The organism is Leucobacter sp. USHLN154, from assembly GCF_037145595.1.
GTDB lineage: Bacteria > Actinomycetota > Actinomycetes > Actinomycetales > Microbacteriaceae > Leucobacter > Leucobacter alluvii.
On the sequence record NZ_JBBCXF010000005.1, the window covers coordinates 234,685 to 252,922 of the forward strand.

Annotated in this window: 15 protein-coding genes; 9 read left to right on the forward strand and 6 right to left on the reverse strand. The window is 69.2% G+C overall.

Annotation, left to right across the window (positions count from 1 at the left end; genetic code table 11):
• Positions 1 to 32: 32 nt before the first annotated feature.
• The 4 genes from WFH23_RS10860 to WFH23_RS10875 all read left to right on the forward strand — a co-directional run bounded on the left by WFH23_RS10860 (position 33) and on the right by WFH23_RS10875 (position 3,483).
• On the forward strand, positions 33 to 1,556 hold the full coding sequence (locus WFH23_RS10860) for an FAD-dependent oxidoreductase (RefSeq protein ID WP_336662515.1): 1,524 nt from the start codon (positions 33 to 35) through the stop codon (positions 1,554 to 1,556).
• Positions 1,557 to 1,651: 95 nt separating this feature from the next.
• Positions 1,652 to 1,918: a DUF7218 family protein gene (locus tag WFH23_RS10865; RefSeq protein ID WP_200331447.1), complete on the forward strand. Its 267-nt coding sequence runs from the start codon at positions 1,652 to 1,654 to the stop codon at positions 1,916 to 1,918.
• A 64-nt stretch (positions 1,919 to 1,982) separates the two neighbouring features.
• On the forward strand, positions 1,983 to 2,864 hold the full coding sequence (locus WFH23_RS10870) for an SDR family oxidoreductase (protein ID WP_336662516.1): 882 nt from the start codon (positions 1,983 to 1,985) through the stop codon (positions 2,862 to 2,864).
• A gap of 49 nt (positions 2,865 to 2,913) precedes the next feature.
• A complete protein-coding gene (locus WFH23_RS10875; RefSeq protein ID WP_200331450.1) occupies positions 2,914 to 3,483 on the forward strand; it encodes a TetR/AcrR family transcriptional regulator in 570 nt (189 codons plus the stop codon).
• Here the strand turns inward: WFH23_RS10875 and WFH23_RS10880 are convergent.
• From WFH23_RS10880 to WFH23_RS10895, 4 genes are all read right to left on the reverse strand, one after another.
• Entirely contained in the window at positions 3,480 to 4,946 is a 1,467-nt protein-coding gene (locus WFH23_RS10880) for an MFS transporter (protein ID WP_336662517.1), read from the reverse strand. The two genes, WFH23_RS10875 and WFH23_RS10880, sit on opposite strands and share 4 nt — an antisense overlap.
• On the reverse strand, positions 4,943 to 6,286 hold the full coding sequence (locus tag WFH23_RS10885) for a M20/M25/M40 family metallo-hydrolase (RefSeq protein ID WP_336662518.1): 1,344 nt from the start codon (positions 6,284 to 6,286) through the stop codon (positions 4,943 to 4,945). The genes WFH23_RS10880 and WFH23_RS10885 overlap by 4 nt, the downstream gene beginning before the upstream one ends.
• A 9-nt stretch (positions 6,287 to 6,295) precedes the next feature.
• Complete coding sequence (locus WFH23_RS10890) at positions 6,296 to 8,323, reverse strand: NADPH-dependent 2,4-dienoyl-CoA reductase (RefSeq protein ID WP_336662519.1); 2,028 nt, start codon at positions 8,321 to 8,323, stop codon at positions 6,296 to 6,298.
• A 131-nt stretch (positions 8,324 to 8,454) separates the two neighbouring features.
• Positions 8,455 to 8,658: a cold-shock protein gene (locus WFH23_RS10895; RefSeq protein WP_090150682.1), complete on the reverse strand. Its 204-nt coding sequence runs from the start codon at positions 8,656 to 8,658 to the stop codon at positions 8,455 to 8,457.
• A 299-nt stretch (positions 8,659 to 8,957) separates the two neighbouring features.
• Here WFH23_RS10895 and WFH23_RS10900 point away from each other — a divergent pair, with 299 nt between their 5' ends.
• From WFH23_RS10900 to WFH23_RS10920, 5 genes are read left to right on the forward strand one after another with little or no spacing between them, the layout of a single operon-like run.
• Complete coding sequence (locus tag WFH23_RS10900) at positions 8,958 to 9,893, forward strand: NUDIX hydrolase (protein WP_336662520.1); 936 nt, start codon at positions 8,958 to 8,960, stop codon at positions 9,891 to 9,893.
• Complete coding sequence (gene nadA, locus WFH23_RS10905) at positions 9,890 to 11,230, forward strand: quinolinate synthase NadA (RefSeq protein WP_336662521.1); 1,341 nt, start codon at positions 9,890 to 9,892, stop codon at positions 11,228 to 11,230. The genes WFH23_RS10900 and nadA overlap by 4 nt, the downstream gene beginning before the upstream one ends.
• A complete protein-coding gene (locus tag WFH23_RS10910) occupies positions 11,227 to 12,903 on the forward strand; it encodes an L-aspartate oxidase (RefSeq protein ID WP_336662522.1) in 1,677 nt (558 codons plus the stop codon). Before nadA ends, WFH23_RS10910 begins: the two co-directional genes overlap by 4 nt.
• Positions 12,897 to 13,745: a carboxylating nicotinate-nucleotide diphosphorylase gene (gene nadC / locus WFH23_RS10915; RefSeq protein WP_336662523.1), complete on the forward strand. Its 849-nt coding sequence runs from the start codon at positions 12,897 to 12,899 to the stop codon at positions 13,743 to 13,745. Before WFH23_RS10910 ends, nadC begins: the two co-directional genes overlap by 7 nt.
• A gap of 29 nt (positions 13,746 to 13,774) precedes the next feature.
• A complete protein-coding gene (locus WFH23_RS10920; protein WP_336662525.1) occupies positions 13,775 to 15,007 on the forward strand; it encodes a cysteine desulfurase family protein in 1,233 nt (410 codons plus the stop codon).
• Here WFH23_RS10920 and WFH23_RS10925 read toward each other — a convergent pair.
• Both WFH23_RS10925 and WFH23_RS10930 read right to left on the reverse strand, forming a co-directional pair.
• Positions 14,937 to 16,259, reverse strand: a complete 1,323-nt coding sequence (locus WFH23_RS10925; RefSeq protein ID WP_336662526.1) for a DUF4192 family protein — start codon at positions 16,257 to 16,259, stop codon at positions 14,937 to 14,939. The two genes, WFH23_RS10920 and WFH23_RS10925, sit on opposite strands and share 71 nt — an antisense overlap.
• 158 nt (positions 16,260 to 16,417) lie before the next feature.
• On the reverse strand, positions 16,418 to 18,205 hold the full coding sequence (locus WFH23_RS10930) for an FAD-binding protein (RefSeq protein WP_336662527.1): 1,788 nt from the start codon (positions 18,203 to 18,205) through the stop codon (positions 16,418 to 16,420).
• Positions 18,206 to 18,238: the final 33 nt, after the last annotated feature.

The window sequence follows — 18,238 nt, forward strand, 5'->3', positions numbered from 1 at the left end:
CCTCCGTTCGAGGTCCTTCCTAGCTTGGAATCATGACTGCACTGTGGCACCGCACCGGCCCGACCATCCCCGTCTCCCCGTCGGAGCCGACGCCGCTCGGGCGTCGCTACGACACGGTCGTCGTCGGCGCGGGACTCACCGGCCTCGTGACGGCGGTCCTGCTCTGCAGAGCGGGTCAGCGCGTCGCCGTGCTCGAGGCCCGCACGGTCGGAGCCGTCACGACGGGCCACACGACGGGCAAGCTCAGCCTCCTCCAGGGAAGCGTCTTCTCGCAGGTGCGGCGGCACGTCGGCGACGAGGCGCTCGTCGCCTATGCGGAGGCGAATCGTGAGGGACAGGCGTGGATGGTGCGGGAGCTCGAACGACTCGGTCTGCCGATCGATCGGCGCGATGCCGTGACGTACGCCAATGGCGAGGACCATCTCGACGCCCTGGAGCGCGAGCTCGAGGCATACCGTGTCGCAGGAGTCGATGCGCGCTGGGCTGACGATACGGGCCTGCCGTTCGCGACCGCCGGGGCGATCACGCTCGACGACCAGGTCCAGTTGCAGCCCATCGAGGTGCTGGCGGCGCTCGCCGCCGAAGTGCTCGAGCGCGGCGGCGAGATCCATGAGCGGAGGCGCGTGCACGGGGTGGAGGAGGACGGCGACGCCCTGCAGGTGCAGACTGCGGGCGGCGTCGTGTCGGCCGACCGCTGCGTGCTCGCGACGGGTGTGCCGATCCTCGACCGAGGTCTGTTCTTCGCGCGACTGGAGCCCTCGCGCTCCTTCGTCACCGCCTATGACGTGCCGGAGGACCGCATCCCACGCGGTATGCACATCTCGATCGACGCCCCGGACCGCTCCCTGCGCACCGCTCGCGGCACCGATGGGGAGACACTGGTCGTCGTCGGGGGCGGCGCGCACACGACCGGACGGGGCGGAGACACGGTGCGCACGCTGGCGGAACTCGACGCCTGGGCGCAGCAGAAGCTCGGCGCCGGGCCGCGGGTCACGTGGTGGGCCGCGCAGGATTATCAGCGGCACGCGTCGCTCCCGTTCGCGGGTCCGCTCGCAGGAGGGCACGGCCGCATCTTCACCGCGACGGGCTACGACAAGTGGGGGATGACGAATGCAGTGGCCGCGAGCCTCGCGATCGTGTCGCAGATGCTCGGCGGCCGGCTCGACTGGGCGGACACCATGCGCCACGCGGGCCCCGGTGTCGCCGGCGTCGCCGATGCGGTGCGCGTCAACGCGGAGGTCGCAGCGCATGTCGCCGTCGACTGGACCAAGGCGGTGCTGAGCGGCTCTGGCGCGGCCGACCTCGCGGAGGGGGAGGGTGCGATCGTGCGAGAGGGCGCCCGGCCGGTCGCGGTCTCACGCGTCGACGGGAAGCTCTGCCGCGTGTCGGCTGTGTGCACGCACCTCGGCGGCATCGTGAACTGGAATCCTGCAGAGCGCAGCTGGGATTGCCCGTTGCACGCCTCGCGATTCTCCGCAACGGGAGAGGTGCTCGAGGGGCCCGCCGTTCGAAACCTCGCAGCGGTCGATGACGACCGGAGCGCAGCCGAAGGCTAGCGACCCCATCGGCGACTGTCGAGGGGCTGCGAGACGGAGCATGGCTCGGTTAGCGTCGAATGCCAAGGACCACCCGACTGAGGAGAGGACGATCGATGCCGAAATCGAAGACCCCGCAGCTGAAGGATCCCGAACTGTACGACCGACTGCGCGAAGACGGGGCCTCGGCTGAGAAGGCGGCCCGAATCTCGAACGCGGCGGCGAAGGATGGCCGGTCGAACGTGGGGAAGCGCGGCGGCCACGCGGAGGACTATGACGAGCGCACCGTGCCGGAGCTGAAGAAACGGGCGAAAGAGCTCGGGCTCAGCGGCTACTCGGATCTGCGCAAGCAGGAGCTCATCGACTTGCTGCGCTCGCATTGACCGCCGCTTCGGCGGCATCGAATACCCCTGAACATCGCAGTAACCGGATCACCGAGGAGGACGCATGACCCCGAACCTGGACCCGCGGACGAAGTACCCGAAGGCCCCGCTGCCGCAGCAGGAGCAGCCGTCGCAGCCCGGACTCACGGCGCCGATGCAGCCGGCGCCCGACCACGGCGAGGACACGTACACCGGCACGGGAAAGCTCGCCGGAATGCGCGCGCTCATCACCGGGGGCGATTCCGGGATCGGACGGGCCGTGGCGATCGCCTTCGCGCGCGAAGGCGCGGATATCGCCATCGCGTACCTCCCAGAGGAGCACGAGGACGCGCAGGCGACGCTCGAACAGATCGAACTCGCGAATCGGCGCGGGGTGCTGCTGCCCGGCGATCTCCGACACGAGGCGGATTGCGTAGAGACGGTGAGCCGCACGGTCTCGGAACTCGGCGGCCTCGACATCCTCGTGCTGAACGCGGCGACCCAGCGTGAGCGCGGGCCGAACGCGGAGGTGACCCGGGACGCCGTCGAGAACGTGTTCTCGACGAATCTCGTCGCACCGATTCTGCTGTTCCGCGAAGCGGCTGAGCACCTGCAGCCCGGTTCGAGCGTCATCGTCACCGCCTCGGTGCAGGCGTACAATCCGTCGCCCGATCTGCTCGATTACGCAATGACCAAGGCGGGGCTCGTTGCGTTCACGCAGGCGCTCGCCGAGCAGCAGGGCGAACGCGGAGTGCGCGTCAACGCCGTCGCGCCCGGGCCGATCTGGACGCCGCTCATCCCGGCCACCGGCTGGGACGAGAAGCAGGTGCATTTCGGCGAGGACACGCCGCTCGGCCGCCCGGGGCAGCCGGCCGAACTCGCCGGCGCATACGTCTACCTCGCTTCGGAGGACGCGTCGTACGTGTCGGGGGCCGTGCTCCCGGTGACCGGCGGCAAGCACCTCTGACGCTCAGCGGCTCACGAGGGCGGGGCGTGCGTTCGCTACAGTGGTGAGCATGTCTCCGACCCGCGGACGTCCGCATGCCTCCTCGCGAGAGATGCTTGCGGACGCCGCGTGTGAGCTCTTCCTGGAACGCGGGTACGAAGCGACGTCGGTGACCGAGATCACCAGGCGCGCAGGCGTCAGCCGTTCGAGCTTCTTCAATTACTTCTCATCGAAGGCGGAGATGCTGTGGTTCGTCTTCGACGCGAGGGTCGCCGCCCTTGAACGCGCATTGCGCGAGCACGACCGAGACGTTGGAACGGCGCTTCGCACCTTCGCCGCGGGGGAGGTCCCGGAAATCCTGGCTCTCGCCATCGCCGAGGGGCGGACGATGGACGTGGAGGGCGAGCTGGAGACAGGACGAGCCGTCCGTCAGCTCAGGATCGCCGCCGCCATCGAGGCGCGCCTGCGTCGCGACGGTCATGATGCGCGCCGGGCTGAGATCGTGGCCGCGGGGTACGCGGCGGCGCTCGTCGGAACCGTGTGGCGGTGGGCGCTGCTCGGCGCCGGACGCCACCGCCTCGACGCACTGCTCGAAGGTGCGATCGTCACGGCCGAGGAGATGCACGGGTCGGACGGCTAGCGCGGCGCCGAACGATCGCTCGCGATAGCACGGCGATCCTCGAATGCGCGCTGCGGCACTACGAACCGGAGCGCGGCCGACGCCGCGAGAGCGGATCCCCCGCAGACGCACCAGACGATGACGTACCCGGTGAACGAGCCGGCGGTGCTGCCCCCCGAATCCGCGCCGGCTGCGCCCGCGACGCCGTGCAGGAGCGCGATGCCGAAGATCGCCGATGCGATCGCGCCGCCCACCGTCTTCGTCGAGTTGGTGAGTCCCGTCGCAACGCCGGTGAGACGGTCGGGGGCCCCGGCCGCCGCAGCCGCAGGCAGAGCCGCGACCAGGGCGCCCGAACCGAGCCCGGCGACGATCATGTTGATGATCATGTGCGGGTAAGCGGTGTGGAACGGCAGGAACATGAAGTAGCCGATCGCGACGAGGAGGGCGGCGGCTGCCAGCGCGTTCCGCGGCGTCGACCAGCGGGCCACCAGCGGATACGCGAGCGCGCCGACGACCATCGCGATGAGATAGACGCCGATGACGAGCGAGGTCAGGAAGCCGCCGATGCCGAGACCGTACCCGGCGGTGGCTGGATCCGTTCGAATGAAGGTCGACAGCGGGGCTTGTGCGCCGAGCACGCTCATGCCGAAGAGTGCCGCGGTCACGAAGACCGGCGCGAGCGCCGGTGATCGGAAGAGGCGCACGTCGATGAGGGGATCGGGGTGCCGGAGCTCCCACCGTCCGAACGGCACGAACAGGAGGAGTCCGAGCGCGACGACGCCCCAGGCGAGGGGGCTCTCCACCCCTTCGATCCGCAGCAGACTCAGTCCGCCCGTGAATGCCAGGAGCGCGAAGGTGATGAGCATGAGCCCGACGGCGTCGAGTCGGCCGCCCAGTTTCACGGAGGATTCGCCGACGCCGAACATGATGACGAAGAAGCACATGACGACGAGCACGCCCGGAACCAGGAGCACGCCGAAGATGGGGAAGCCGTCGATGAGCCGCCCCCCGATGAGGGCGCCGGAGATCGCGCCGAGTTCGAGCGCGGCGACCAGCAGGCCTGCCGCCCGTGCGGTGAGCAACGAGCGTCCGTCACGGCCGGCCGTGCGCGACCAGATGAGCGCGATCTCGAGCGGCAGCCAGACGACGTACACACCCTGCACCGTCCATGCGGCGAGAAAGAGCGGGAACGTATCGGCGAACGGCAGCGCGAGGGTCGCCGCAGCGGTCACCGCCGTGGACCAGAGCAGGATCCGCTTGTGCCCGATCATGTCGCCGAGTTTCGCGAGCACCGGCACGACCAGCGCGGACAGCATGAGTTGCGAACCCTCGAGCCAGTTCACGTCGGCATCCGGCACCTGCAGGTGCCGCGCGATATCGGACAGCATCGGGGTGTAATAGCCCTGGAGAAAGCCGCTCGTGAACTCGACGAACGCGAGGAACCCGACCACGCCGGCGAGCGCGCCGAGTCGTACGCGCGTCACGGGAGCTGCCGAGCGGGGAGCCGCTGGAGGAGCGAGCGGTGGAACCGGATGCCGCGTTCGAGTTCGCCGACGGCCACGCGTTCGTCGACGCCGTGGATCGTCGCCCTGAGTGCTGACGACATCGCGAGCGGCGCGAATCGGTACACCGCTGGAGCGAAGCGATGGAAGTGCCGTGAGTCGGTCGCCGCGAGCATCACGTACGGCACCGCGCTCGCTCCAGGGTGCGACGTGCGCACCGCGTCCGCGATGATTCCGAACTGCGCATTCTCGGTCGATGATTCGGGTGAGGGGTCCTCGCCGTCGACGACGTCGATCCGGATAGCGCGGTCGGCGACTCGGCGCCGCACGCGCTGCACGGTGGAAGCCACGGTCTCTCCGAGCGCGATGCGCAGGTTGATGGTGGCGCTTGCTCGCGAGGGGAGTACGTTCGCCGCCGTGCCGCCTTCGAGCATCGTGGCCGCGATCGTCGTACGGATCATCGCAGCCGGCTCGCCTCCCATCCGTGCGAAGAGGCGCGCCGTGAGACGAGGCCGCGCGGCCAGCAGCCGGTACAGCAGGCGGGCGGGTCCGTGAGTGCTCGGCACGAGGCGCTCGAGCATGCGGCTGACCCCGCGCGGAGTGCTGGTCGGGAATGTGCGGGGGTGCAGGCGGGCCACGGCGCGCGCGACACGGGTGACTGCGGTGAGGGGCGGTGGAGCCGATGCGTGGCCGCCGTCGCCCCGTGCGCTCAGCCGCAGGGTCATCGCGCCCTTCTCGCCGACGCCCACCATCGCCGCCTGCCCGCGCACGAACGGCAGCGGAGCATCGACCACCGCGCCACCCTCATCCAGCACGAGCCATGGAGTGATGCCCCGTACCGAGAACGTCTCCGCGATGGTGCGCGCCGCATCTCCGAATGTCTCCTCGTTGCCGCCGAAGGAGAGGTACACGTCGCGTGCGGGAGCGAATCCCTCCAGCAGCAGCGTTTCGACGGCCTCGAGGATCACGAGCAGCGGCCCCTTGTCGTCGAGCGCACCGCGCCCGTGGACGAAGCCGTCGGCGATGCGGCCCTCGAACGGCGGATGAGTCCAGGCGTCGCTCGCGTCGACCGGAACCACGTCGTAGTGCGCCATGAGCACAACGGGATCACTGTCCGAGTCGGCCCCGCGCCAGTGGAAGAGCAGCCCGAGTTCCGTGATGCGCTCTCGCGCGAGCCGACGATGCACGTTCGGATACAGCTCTTCGAGCAGCTCGACGAACGCCTCGAACGGTGCGCTGCCCCGTTCTTCGATCTCCGCAGAAACGGTGGGGATTCGAATCATGCGCGAGAGCCGGTCAGCTGCACCCGAGTGGTCCGTCATGGGTGCACCTCACAATCTCGCTGCAAGTCGCGTGCCCTGATCGATCGCGCGTTTCGCGTCGAGCTCTGCCGCGATATCGGCTCCGCCGATGAGATGCGCATCGATGCCGAGCTCGGCGAGCTCGACGTGCAGATCGCGGGCCGGGTCCTGGCCGGTGCACAGCACAATGGTGTCGACTTCGATGGTCACCGGTTCGCCCTCGAGTCCGAGGTGCAGACCTGCATCATCGATCCTCCGGTACTCCGCCCCCGGAACCATGCGCACGCCCCGGCGGGCCAGCTCGGTCCGGTGGATCCACCCGGTGGTCTTGCCGAGCCCAGCGCCCAGCTTGCCGCCGCTGCGCTGCAGCATCACGACGGAGCGTTTCGCGGGCGCTTCGACGGCGACGGTCAGTCCGCCGGGGCGGCGGTACTCCGCGTCGACCCCCCAGTGGGAGAGGAAACCAGCGACGTCTGCGGGATCCTCTTCGGTATCCGAGGTGAGGAACTCGGCGACGTCGAAGCCGATGCCTCCGGCGCCGAGAATCGCGACGCGCCGGCCGACCGGAACGCGATCGCGCAGCACATCGAGATAGCCGACGACACTCGGATGATCGAGGCCGTCGATCACCGGTCGTCGCGGCAGCACTCCGGTGGCGAGCACGATCTCATCGAAGCCCTGTGCGGCGAGCGATGCTGCGTCGACCCGTTCGCCGAGCCGGACGGTGACGCCGGTCTCCGCGATACGCACTCCGAAGTACCGCAGCGTCTCCCGGAATTCGCTCTTGCCGGGTACCTGCAGTGCGACGTTCAGCTGGCCGCCGATACGGGTATCGGCCTCGAACAGCGTCACGTCGTGCCCGCGCGAGGCGGCGGTCGTCGCGCACGAGAGGCCGGCAGGGCCCGAACCGACCACGGCGATGCGTCGGGGGGCGGTCGTCGGCGAGATGATGAGCTCAGTCTCGTGCCCGGCTCGGGGATTCACGAGACACGATGCGACTTTCCCGGCGAATGTGTGATCGAGGCACGCTTGGTTGCACCCGATGCAGGTGTTGATGCGTTCAGGGGTGCCAGCAGCCGCTTTCGCGATGAACGCTGGATCCGCCAGGAACGGGCGTGCGAGCGACACCATATCGGCGCATCCCTCGGCGAGCACGGCTTCGGCGCTCTCGGGGGTGTTGATCCGGTTCGTGGCGATGAGCGGAATCGACACGGCGCCCATCAGGCGATGCGTGACCCAGGAGAAGGCCGCGCGGGGCACCGAGCTCGCGATCGTCGGGATCCGCGCCTCATGCCAACCGATTCCGGTATTGATCATCGAGGCGCCGGCGGCCTCGACGCGGAGCGCCAGGTCGACCACCTCGTCGAGTGTGGAGCCGTCGGGTACGAGGTCGAGCATGGAGAGGCGGTAGATGAGCATGCGCTCCTCGCCGAGCGCGGCACGCACCCGACGCACGATCTCGACCGGGAATCGCGCGCGACGCTGCGCATCGCCGCCCCACGCATCCGCGCGGTGGTTCGTGTGCGGCGCTGCGAACTCGTTGATGAGGTATCCCTCCGAGCCCATGATCTCGACACCGTCGTAGCCGGCGGCACATGCGAGCGCAGCCGTGTGCGCGAAGTCGTCGATGGTGCGTTCGATGTCTGCGTCGCCGAGTTCACGCGGCGTGATCGGGGAGATCGGTGCAGGGAGGGGGCTCGGGGCGACGATATCGGGGTGCGCCCCGTAGCGTCCAGCGTGAAGGATCTGCAGGACGATGCGCCCACCCGCGTCATGCACTGCGTCGGTGATGACGCGGTGATCGGCGATGTCGTCATCACTCGTGAGCATCGCCGCCCCCGGAGTCAGGCGGCCCTCGTCGTTGGGGGAGACGCCGCCGGTGACGATGAGCCCCGCGCCGCCGACGACGCGCTCGCGATAGAACGCCGCGAGCCGGTCGAAGCCGCCCGGCGTCTCTTCGAGACCGATGTGCATCGAACCCATGATGATTCGATTCGGAAGTGTGATGGCGCCCAGCGTGAGGGGCCGGAACAGGTTCGGATACGTCAGCGTCGACATGCAGCTCCCGTGTCGGGGTCAGAATGTTCCGAATGTAGCGATGCGCCGATGCGAAGTCGAGGCGAGTGTGCGCTACATACAAAAAAACGAGGTGCAGGGCGTGAGCCCTGCACCTCGTTCAGTCGCGCGACTTAGAGTGCGCGGATGTTGCTTGCCTGCAGGCCCTTGGGGCCCTGCTCGACGTCGAACTCGACGCGCTGCTCTTCGAACAGGTCGCGACGGCCGTTACCCGAGATCGCGCTGAAGTGCGCGAAGACGTCGGATGCTCCGTCGTCGGGGGTAATGAAGCCGAAGCCCTTTTCCGAGTTGAACCATTTCACGGTGCCGGTGGCCATACTGTATTTCCTTCTTGTGTTGCTGGCCGCGAGAGCGGCCGGGGTGCCACGGCGACGGCGCCGACGTGGAGACTGGTAGCTTGCTGCATTTCAGCGGCAAATAAAACGTGCTGGAGAATCCCTACGTTCGGCATTACTGGTCTTACCCGTTGAGCCTATCCCACGGTTCGCAATCACGCGAGGCCTGGCTGCGTAATCGTTACTTTCGGCGAAGGATCTGTACTCGCATCTTGACAGCTCCCGATGTGCGCGTATGCTGCTTAAAGTCACATTGACTCTAACCTGGTCCGGTTGAGGGTATGGCGGAGAGGGAGGTCGAAGTGGATTTCGCGGATGTCAGCGCGAGCGAACGCCCCTATCTCCCGCCTGCCGTTGCGGTCTCCACCGTGGCTTTCGCGCTCAACCCGCCGTCGGGCGCGTTGGTCGTCGGACAGGGGGTGCGGCACGACGCGGCAGGGGAGTCGAGCGCAACGCTCTGGATCCCGCTCGTGCGCCGCACGCGCGCACCGTATCTCGGACGCTGGGCGCTCCCGGGCGGTCCGACGCGCTGGGACGAGACCCTCGCCGACACGGCACTGCGTTCGATCCGTGCGGCGGCGCAGTGCACTCCGGGGTACCTGGAACAGCTCTACGCGTTCGGCGGAGTCGAGCGGTCGGCCGATGCGCAGCGCCTCGTCACCATCGCGTACTGGGCGATGCTCGGCGAAGACGATCTCTCGACTGCGGTGCCCGGCGTTGCCGAGGGCGGTTCCACGGGTGCATCGACCGCAGAGCAGGCGGGCGGGCGGAGATGGGATGACCCGCGCGTCGATCCCCCGCGCGTCGATCCCCCGCGCGCCGAGATCGGAGCTGCGATCGATGAGAGCGGCCGCGCCGATGCCAACGTCGCCTGGTGCTCCGCTGATGCGCTGCCCGACCTCGCCTTCGACCATTCCGCGATTACCGACTACGCGCTCGCCCGGTTGCGCAGCAAGACAGAGTATGCAGCCGTCGCCCACCGCTTTCTGGGACCCGTGTTCACCATCGGCCAGTTGCGCGCCGTGCACGAGGCCGTGCTCGGGTACGCCGTCGATCCGGCGAACTTCAGGCGACAGATCCTCGCGCGGGGCGCGCTCATCGACACCGGAGAGCGTGAGACCGGCTCACCGCACCGGCCCGCTCGACTGTACCGATTCTCGAACGAGGCGGCACCGGAGTTTCCGGATGCACGCCCGCAACCCCGGAGGCCAGCATGACCAGCGTCTACGAGCTCATCAGCGAGGCCGCAGAGCGAGAGCGCGAGATGCGGCCGGCATCAGCGCCGACGTCTCCCGCAGCCCGATCCCATCGCCGACCGATCGCTCTCCGTGCGACCGGGTCGTCGAGTTGCGATTCGGACCTCTCGCAGGATCCCTGGCAGGTCGACCGGGCGCCCGGGTACGGTCCTGGTGCGTCGACGATCGATCCGGTTCCCGAGCACTCCCCGCGCCAGGGCCCGCTTCCCGAGCGATACACCGCGGCGAGCGACGATCAGCTGGCCGACTGGATCACCTCCGCGCGCGAGGCCCTGGGTCCGCGCGTGCAGATCCTGGGACACTTCTATCAGCGCGACGAGATCGTGCAGTACGCCGACTTCGTCGGCGACTCATTCATGCTCGCGCAAGCGGCGAAATCGAGCCCGGAGGCCGAAGCCTTCGTCTTCTGCGGAGTGCATTTCATGGCCGAGACCGCCGACATCCTCTCCGGGCGCGACCAGGCGGTGATCCTGCCGAACCTCGCAGCGGGGTGCTCGATGGCGGACATGGCCACGATCGATCAGGTCGAAGCGTGCTGGCGCGACCTGATGGCCGCCCTCGGCACGACGGCGGAGGACGGACGGCGCACCGTCATTCCCGTGACGTACATGAACTCATCGGCGGCGATCAAGGCGTTCTGCGGTCGCAACGGAGGGATCGTCTGCACGTCGTCGAACGCTCGCGCCGTGCTCGAATGGGCCTTCGAACGGGGGCAGCGGGTCGTCTTCTTCCCGGACCAGCACCTCGGCCGCAACACGGCGAAGGCCATGGGGATCGACGAGGCGGAGATGCCGCTGTGGCGGCCGCATCTGCCGCTCGGAGGCAACACGGAGCAGCAGGTGCGAGATGCGCGCGTGATCCTGTGGAACGGGTTCTGCTCCGTGCACAAGCGCTTCACCGTTGCGCAGATCGAGCGCGCGCGCGCCGAATTCCCCGATGTGCGCGTCATCGTGCACCCCGAGTGCCCGGCCTCGGTCGTCGAAGCGGCCGATGGTGCCGGCTCGACGGAGTACATCAGACGGGAGATCGAGCAGGCCGCTGCGGGCAGTGTGATCGCGGTCGGTACCGAGATCAACCTGGTGAACCGATTGCAGCAGCAGCGACCGGACCTGACGATCTTCTGCCTCGACCCCGTCGTGTGCCCGTGCTCCACGATGTACCGCATCCATCCGGCGTACCTCGCGTGGACCCTCGAGGCGTTGCTCGACGGCTCGGCGCCGAATCGCATCAGCGTGCCGGACGGCGTCGCCGATGACTCCCGCGTCGCACTCGAGCGCATGCTCGCCGCGAAGCCGTGATCCTCGTCATCGGATCGGGAGTCGCCGGTCTGTGCGCGGCGCTCACCGCGGTGCGTGCAGGAGCCGATGTGATGATCGTCACGGCGGGGGAGCTCGGCACGGGCAACGGATCGTCCGATGGGCGCGAACGGGTGCTCGGGAACACCCCACTGGCGCAGGGCGGGATCGCCGCGGCGATCGGCATTGAGGATCGCGCGGCCGACCACCTGGCGGATACGTTGCAGGCCGGAGCGGGACTGACCGTTCGTGCCGCCGCGGACGTGCTCGTGCGCGACGGGGCGCGGCTGGTGCGCGGACTGCTCGCGGAGGGCTTCGCCGCCGACCGGGGGAGCGATGGGGGCGTGGCCCTCGGCCTCGAGGCGGCGCACTCGAGAAATCGCATCGTGCACGCGGGCGGCGATCGGAGCGGAGCGGTGCTGCATGCGCACCTCGTGGGTCGCGTGCTGGACTCCGTGCCCGGACGTCGGAACGGATCGCTCAACGGCGCCCTCGTCGTGCGCGAGCGAACGACCGTCACCGGGCTCCTCAGCGAGGCCGGCGCGGTGACCGGGGCGACGGTGCGCGAGGCCGACGGAGCTGAAGCGAGCCTCTCCGCCGATGCCGTGGTGCTCGCAACCGGGGGCTACGCCTCGCTGTACCCGATGAGCTCGAATCACCCTGGAGCGCGCGGTTCGGGCATCGTGCTCGCCGCTCGTGCGGGGGCGGTGGTCGCCGACCTGGAGTTCGTCCAGTTCCATCCCACGGTGCTCGCAGAGGGGCGGAACGGCCGAGGCCTGCTGATCTCGGAGGCGGTCCGGGGTGCCGGGGCGGTGCTGCGCGACGCTCGGGGCGAACGGTTCATGCTCGGGCGTCACCCGCGTGCTGAGCTCGCGCCGCGTGATGTGGTCTCGCTGGAGACGCACCGCGCCATGCATCGCGCAGGTGCTGCTGAGGTGTGGCTCGACGCCACCCCGATCGAGCATCGTGAGGGCTCGGGAGCGCTGCGGCGCCGATTTCCCGCGATCTCGCGGGCGCTCGCAGCGCGTGGGCACGATTGGGCTCGTGAGCCGGTACCGGTCGCGCCTGCCGCGCATTACACGATGGGCGGGGTGGCGAGCGATACCTCGGGCCGCAGCAGTGTGCCGGGGCTGTTCGTCGCGGGCGAGGCCGCCTCGACGGGCGTGCACGGTGCGAATCGACTCGCTTCGAACTCGTTGCTCGAAGGTCTGGTGTTCGGCGGCCGCGCGGGAGCGGCTGCGGCGGGATACCGAGGTCGGCAGGACGAGTGGCTCGAAAGCGGCAGCGCTCTCGGGCGACTGGTGCTCGATGCGGACAGGTGCGTCGTCGGTGACGGCGAGCCGCGGCACACCGGGGCGCTCGAGCTGGAGGTCTCACGGGAGCTGGGCGCCCACCTGGGAATCGAGCGGAACGGCTCCGGGCTCGCCCTCGCAGCGCGGGTGTTCGAGCGCGGTGCGGGGGATGCAGCGCGGCTCGCGACCATGATCTGCTGTGCTGCGGCGGCCCGCAGGGAGACGCGCGGGGCGCACGTGCGATCGGATTTTCCAGACGTCGATCCAGCCCTCTCCCGCCGACGCGCGTTTCGCATCGAGTTCGGCACGGCACCGCCGCCCAGCCCGCCCGCACCGTCACGCCCCCGACAACTGACTCAACAGAGGAGCGTTTCCGTATGCTGACGCAGTCCATCGTCGATACCGCGGTTCGCGCCGCTCTCACGGAAGACGCTCCGTGGGGCGACCTGACCGCCGACCTCGCGATCCCCGCCGAGCTCGACATCGCAACACGCCTGGTGGCCCGCGAATCGGGTGTGTTCGCGGGCGGGGCGATGGTGCGCGAGACCTTTCGGCAGGCGGATGCGCGCATCGAGATCACGGATCTCGTGGAGGACGGTGCGGTGTTCGCCGCCGGAGAGGTCCTCGCCCGCGTTGCCGGCCCCGCCAGAGGCGTGCTGACCGGCGAGCGCGTGGCGTTGAACTTCGCTCAGCGGCTCTGCGGTGTGGCGACGCTCACCTCGCGCTTCGTGTCAGCCGTCGCCCACACGTCTGCGCGCATCGCCGACACCCGCAAGACGACGCCGGGTCTGCGCGCTCTCGAGAAGCATGCGGTCCGCGCCGGGGGCGGTGTGAACCACCGCTTCAGTCTCTCCGACGCGATCATGGTGAAGGACAATCACCTTGCAGCCCTCGGCGCATTCGACACCGCGACGACGACGCGCGCGTTGCGGCTTCTGCGGGAGCGAGCCGGGCACACGACCGCGATCATCGTCGAGGTCGACCGGCTGGATCAACTCGATGCGGTGCTCGCCGCCGACATCACGGGGGTGCTGCTCGACAACTTCCCGCTCGACGATCTGAGCATGGCGGTGCAGCGGATTGCGGGCAGCGTCGTCGCGGAGGCGAGCGGAGGGGTGTCGCTCGAGACGGTGGCCTCGATCGCGGAGACGGGAGTCGATGTCATCTCAGTCGGGCAGCTGACGCACGGTGCTCGCGCGTTGGACCTGGGTCTCGATGCGGATTGAGCGCCGCGCATGAGCTGGGAGCACCGCGCATGATCGGGGGAGCGCCGCGCCTCGGCTCGAGTGCCGTCGGGTATCTCGACGCCGCAGCGACGGCGCCGCTGCGGCCTGAGGCGCGGGCCGCGATGATCGATGCGCTCGACGACGGCGCGGCGAACGCCTCGAGCGTGCATCAGCCCGGTCATCGTGCCCGTTCACGGATCGATGCGGCACGGTCTGACATCGCGACGGCATTCGCTGCGCGTCCGTCCGAGGTGATCTTCACGTCGGGCGGTACCGAGGCCAACAACCTCGCGATCATCGGGCTCGCACTCGCGAACCCTCGCGGTCGGCACCTGGTCACCACGCCGATCGAGCATCCGTCGGTGATCGAGAGCTGCCGGTATCTGGAGCGCGTCTTCGGCTTCTCGCTCGACTTCGCAGAGGTGGACGAGGTCGGACGCGTGAGCGCCTCGTCGGTCGCAGCGCTCGTGCGCTCAGACACGGCGCTCGTGTCGGTGGGGCTCGCGAATGCGGAGGTGGGTACCGTGCAGGATCTGCCGCGGATCGCGCAGATCGTGCACGCCAGCGGGGTGCTCCTGCACACGGACGCCGTGCAGGCCGCTGCCTCCTTGCCGGTGCGCTTCGGGTCCGCGACGTTCGGCGTCTCAGGAGCCGCCTGGCCGGGACCCGGTATCGATGCGATGACGATCGCAGGCCACAAGTTCGGCGGGCCGCAGGGAACCGGGGCGCTGCTCGTGCGATCCGGTCTCGCCGTGGAACCGCTGCTCCACGGCGGCGGGCAGGAGCAGGGGCGCCGAGCGGGCACCGAGAACGGACCGGCGCTCGCGGGCTTCGCCGCTGCGGTGCGCGCAGCCAGTGCGGAGATCGGCTCGCAGGGCGTGGCGCTGATCGAGTCGCGCGAAGCGCTGATCGAACGCGTGCTCGCGGAGGTGCCGGGAGCCCGTCTCACGGGCGATCGCGCAGAGCGACTGCCGGGGCACGCGTCGTTCGTCGTCGACGGGGTGAGCGGAGAGTCGCTCCTGGTGGCCCTCGACGCCGCCGGGTTCGCGGTGTCCTCTGGTTCGGCATGTGCTGCGGGCTCGGATGACCCCTCTCCGGTGCTGCTCGCACTCGGATTCTCCGCCGAACTCGCGCAGACCGGTATCCGATTCACGCTCGCCGGCCCCGTGACCGCGGCCGCGATCGACCGCATCATCGAGGTGCTGCGCGCCGAGACTGCGTCTGCCGCGCACCGCCGAGGCTCGTGGAATGGGTCGCAGTGAGTCTCCGATACAGCGGTTTCGTCGTCAACCGGTGCACCATGGCGGCGAGCTCATGCCCAGCATCGATGGCGAGAGCCTCATGCGCCTGGCGGCGTGCCACCGACTGATTGCCCTGCAACCACCAGAGCCAGGCGCTCAGTGCGAGCATGCCGGGTCTGAGGGGCTCCGGCGTCTCGCTCATCGTCTCTCGCAGACGGGCGAGCACCCCGCGCAGGCGGCCGTGCTCGGTGAACTCTGGGCACGCACCGTCGAGGATGCGGAAAACGGACCAATCCGATGCGGCGACGCGTGTGCGTTCTCGCCCGGCCGAGGTGTTCGCGCGGTACTCCGTTCGGAGCCCCGCGGCCGGTTCGTCGGTGAGCGGTGGGAGATCGATCTCGAGTTCCACCGGCACGCCGGTGAATCTGCCGATGGGCAGTTCCGCGGCGAGTTCGAGAGGGAACTCAGGACGGGTGAGGAGTCCCAGTGCGATGATCAGCCAGCGATCGGAATGCGCACTGTTGCGGACCAGGCGCGCCGCAGCGTCACTGCTCAGCGGGCCGTCGGTGCACAGATCGCGGGTCGACTCCGCGGCTTCGGAGATCCAGGCGAAGTACGAATCGGAGGTGCTCCCGGACTCGGAGCGCAGCGGGGGGACGCGCTCCGAACCCGGGAAATCGGAGGGAGGATGGTGTTCGAGCGCGCGCGCCAGTGCCGCGGCACGCGCGGGATCGGCGGTCGGAATCTCTCCGAGCCGTTGGAGTTCGACCGGTGCCTCGAGCTGTCGGAGTGGGCCGCGGATGACGGGGCTCTCCGCGATCTCGCTGAGGGGTCGGCCGGCCAATTGCGGGTGCGGGTCGAGGAAGCTCAGCCATCCATCTGCAGCGAGTAGGCAGAGTTCTCGGATCTCGACGCCGTCGCGACGGAGGCGGCGCTCGATGCGCCGCGCCAGTCGTTGCCATGGGGGAGGGCCCGTCATGTCGAACGACGCGTTGCTGACGATGACGACGGCCACCGCGACTGGGTGCTCGTGCATCGCGGAGAGATCGTGTGCAAGCTCGCTCATGAGATCGAGGATCGCGAGTGCATCGCCGGGATCGTCACTGCGGGGGAGGTCGATGCGGACCGCAGGGCCGGAGCGTGCGCCGATGAAACAGATCACGAACAGGCTGTCGGTGGCGGTGAACCCGGTGAGATAGGGCAGGGCCGCGAGGAAGTCTGCGGTGCCAGAGCATCGGATGACGGGGCGGGGGTCGGATTCGCGTTCGGTCATGATCCGATCCTCCGATGCTGCGCCGCACGATGAACGGTTATGCACAGAACTCGGCGCGGAGCACCGCGATTTCGTTTCCACGCGGCGGTGTGAGCGGGACTCCGCATTGCTCTGACCACCGCCGCGCGGAACTCGTGCTGCGGAACCGACCGCCCCGGCTACTCGACGAGCTTGCCCTGAACGGTGTCGTCAGCGGCGGCGAGCGCGAGATCGCGGAAGGCCGCCGGCGCCTCCGGGAGCGGCTCGAACACGGCACCGCGATCCGGCGTCCAGACGAAGTTCCCCCGCAGAGAAGGATCCTGCTCGGTGTAATCGGAGCGGTTGTGGCAGCCGCGGGTCTCCCGACGCTCGCGCGCGCATTCGATCGTCGCCCGTGCGGCGAGCATCGACCCGTACAGATCGAAGGCATGAGCGAGGTCGTCGAATCCCGCGATGTCCGGATGCGCCGTGACCCGCGCCACGCGCTCCTGCAACGCTTCCAGTTTTCCGAGCGCGGTCGTGAGACCGGCCTCGCTGCGCACGACGCCGACGTGCTCGGTCATGATGTCCCGCAGAGCGCGCTGGAGCCGACGCGGGCTCTCGGTGCTCTTATCGGCGGTCCCCGCTCCCTCCAGCAGGTTCTGCATCTCGGCGCGCGCCTCGGCGACGGCGGCCGGGTCGCGGCGGATCTCGGTGAGCCCCGACACGTAGTCCGCGGCATCGGAGCCGGTGATGCGGCCGTACACGAGCAACTCGATGAGGGAGTTGCCGCCGAGGCGATTCGCGCCGTGCAGGCCGCTCGACGCCTCACCGATCGCGTAGAGTCCTGCGACCCCGGTGCTGTGCGTGTCGGGCGTGACCCACATCCCGCCCATCGAGTAATGGGCGGTGGGCGCGATCTCGATCGGCTCCTCGGTGATGTCGAGCATCTGCAGATCGATCAGCGTGCGGTACACCCGTGGCAGCTTCGAGAGGATCTGCTCGCGCGGAAGATGCGAGACGTCGAGGAAGACGCCGCCGTTGGTGGTGCCGCGGCCCTCAGAGATCTCGGTGTAGCTCGCGAGAGCGACGCGGTCCCGGGTCGAGAGCTCCATGCGTTCGGGGTCGTAGCGCTCCATGAAGCGCTCTCCGAGCGCGTTGCGCAGGATTCCTCCCTCTCCGCGAGCCGCTTCCGAGACCAGCGTCCCGGCGGCGTCGGCGGGTTCGAGGATGCCGGAGGGATGGAACTGCACGAGTTCTGCGTCGCGGATCTTTCCGCCGGCGAGCGCGGCGAGTCGGAACGAATCGCCGGTGTTCTCATCGCGCCGGGAGGAGGTGTTGCGCCAGATGCGCGTGTGGCCGCCCGCCGCCAGGATCACGGCGTCGGCGTGGATGACCACTGGGGCTCCGTCGACGATGTCGAACCCGTAGGCGCCGAAGATGCGCCCGTCGGCGACGAGCAGGCGCGTGATGTACACCGTATCCACGATCGAGACGCGCAGTTCGGCTGCGCGCCGCATCAGGGTGCGCTGAATCTCCAGGCCGGTGTAATCGCCGGCGTACGCGGTGCGGCGATACTTGTGCGCGCCGAAGAAGCGCTGGCTGATGCGGCCGTCGTCCTCACGGGCGAACGGCATGCCCCAGCGCTCCAGATCCTCGATGCCGCGCGCGGCGTTGCGGGTGACCGTCTCGACGATCGCGGGGTCGGCGAGGAAGTACGACTCGCGGAGCGTATCGGCGGCGTGCTGTTCCCAGCTGTCCTCGGGATCCATCGTGCCGAGGGCGGCGTTGATGCCGCCTGCGGCGAGGGTCGTGTGCGCGTCGTGCGCGCGCCGCTTCCCGACGGCGAGCACCTGGACGCCGCGCTCCGCGAGTTCGATGGACGCGCGGAGTCCGGCTCCGCCGGTGCCGATGACGAGTACCGAGGTGGAGAGGAGGCGCTCGTTGCGAGCGGCTCCCTGGGCGGGGGTGGGAGAGATGCGATTCATGCTCATCACGCTACGACCGGCCGATCGATTACT

Excerpts from the sequence above, each read along its gene's own strand:
- WFH23_RS10860 (WP_336662515.1), top strand. The coding sequence starts at position 33 with ATGACTGCACTGTGGCACCGCACCGGCCCGACCATCCCCGTCTCCCCG.
- WFH23_RS10865 (WP_200331447.1), top strand. The coding sequence starts at position 1,652 with ATGCCGAAATCGAAGACCCCGCAGCTGAAGGATCCCGAACTGTACGAC.
- WFH23_RS10870 (WP_336662516.1), top strand. The coding sequence starts at position 1,983 with ATGACCCCGAACCTGGACCCGCGGACGAAGTACCCGAAGGCCCCGCTG.
- WFH23_RS10875 (WP_200331450.1), top strand. The coding sequence starts at position 2,914 with ATGTCTCCGACCCGCGGACGTCCGCATGCCTCCTCGCGAGAGATGCTT.
- WFH23_RS10885 (WP_336662518.1), bottom strand. The coding sequence starts at position 6,286 with ATGACGGACCACTCGGGTGCAGCTGACCGGCTCTCGCGCATGATTCGA.
- WFH23_RS10890 (WP_336662519.1), bottom strand. The coding sequence starts at position 8,323 with ATGTCGACGCTGACGTATCCGAACCTGTTCCGGCCCCTCACGCTGGGC.
- WFH23_RS10895 (WP_090150682.1), bottom strand. The coding sequence starts at position 8,658 with ATGGCCACCGGCACCGTGAAATGGTTCAACTCGGAAAAGGGCTTCGGC.
- WFH23_RS10900 (WP_336662520.1), top strand. The coding sequence starts at position 8,958 with ATGGCGGAGAGGGAGGTCGAAGTGGATTTCGCGGATGTCAGCGCGAGC.
- nadA (WP_336662521.1), top strand. The coding sequence starts at position 9,890 with ATGACCAGCGTCTACGAGCTCATCAGCGAGGCCGCAGAGCGAGAGCGC.
- nadC (WP_336662523.1), top strand. The coding sequence starts at position 12,897 with ATGCTGACGCAGTCCATCGTCGATACCGCGGTTCGCGCCGCTCTCACG.
- WFH23_RS10920 (WP_336662525.1), top strand. The coding sequence starts at position 13,775 with ATGATCGGGGGAGCGCCGCGCCTCGGCTCGAGTGCCGTCGGGTATCTC.
- WFH23_RS10925 (WP_336662526.1), bottom strand. The coding sequence starts at position 16,259 with ATGACCGAACGCGAATCCGACCCCCGCCCCGTCATCCGATGCTCTGGC.
- WFH23_RS10930 (WP_336662527.1), bottom strand. The coding sequence starts at position 18,205 with ATGAATCGCATCTCTCCCACCCCCGCCCAGGGAGCCGCTCGCAACGAG.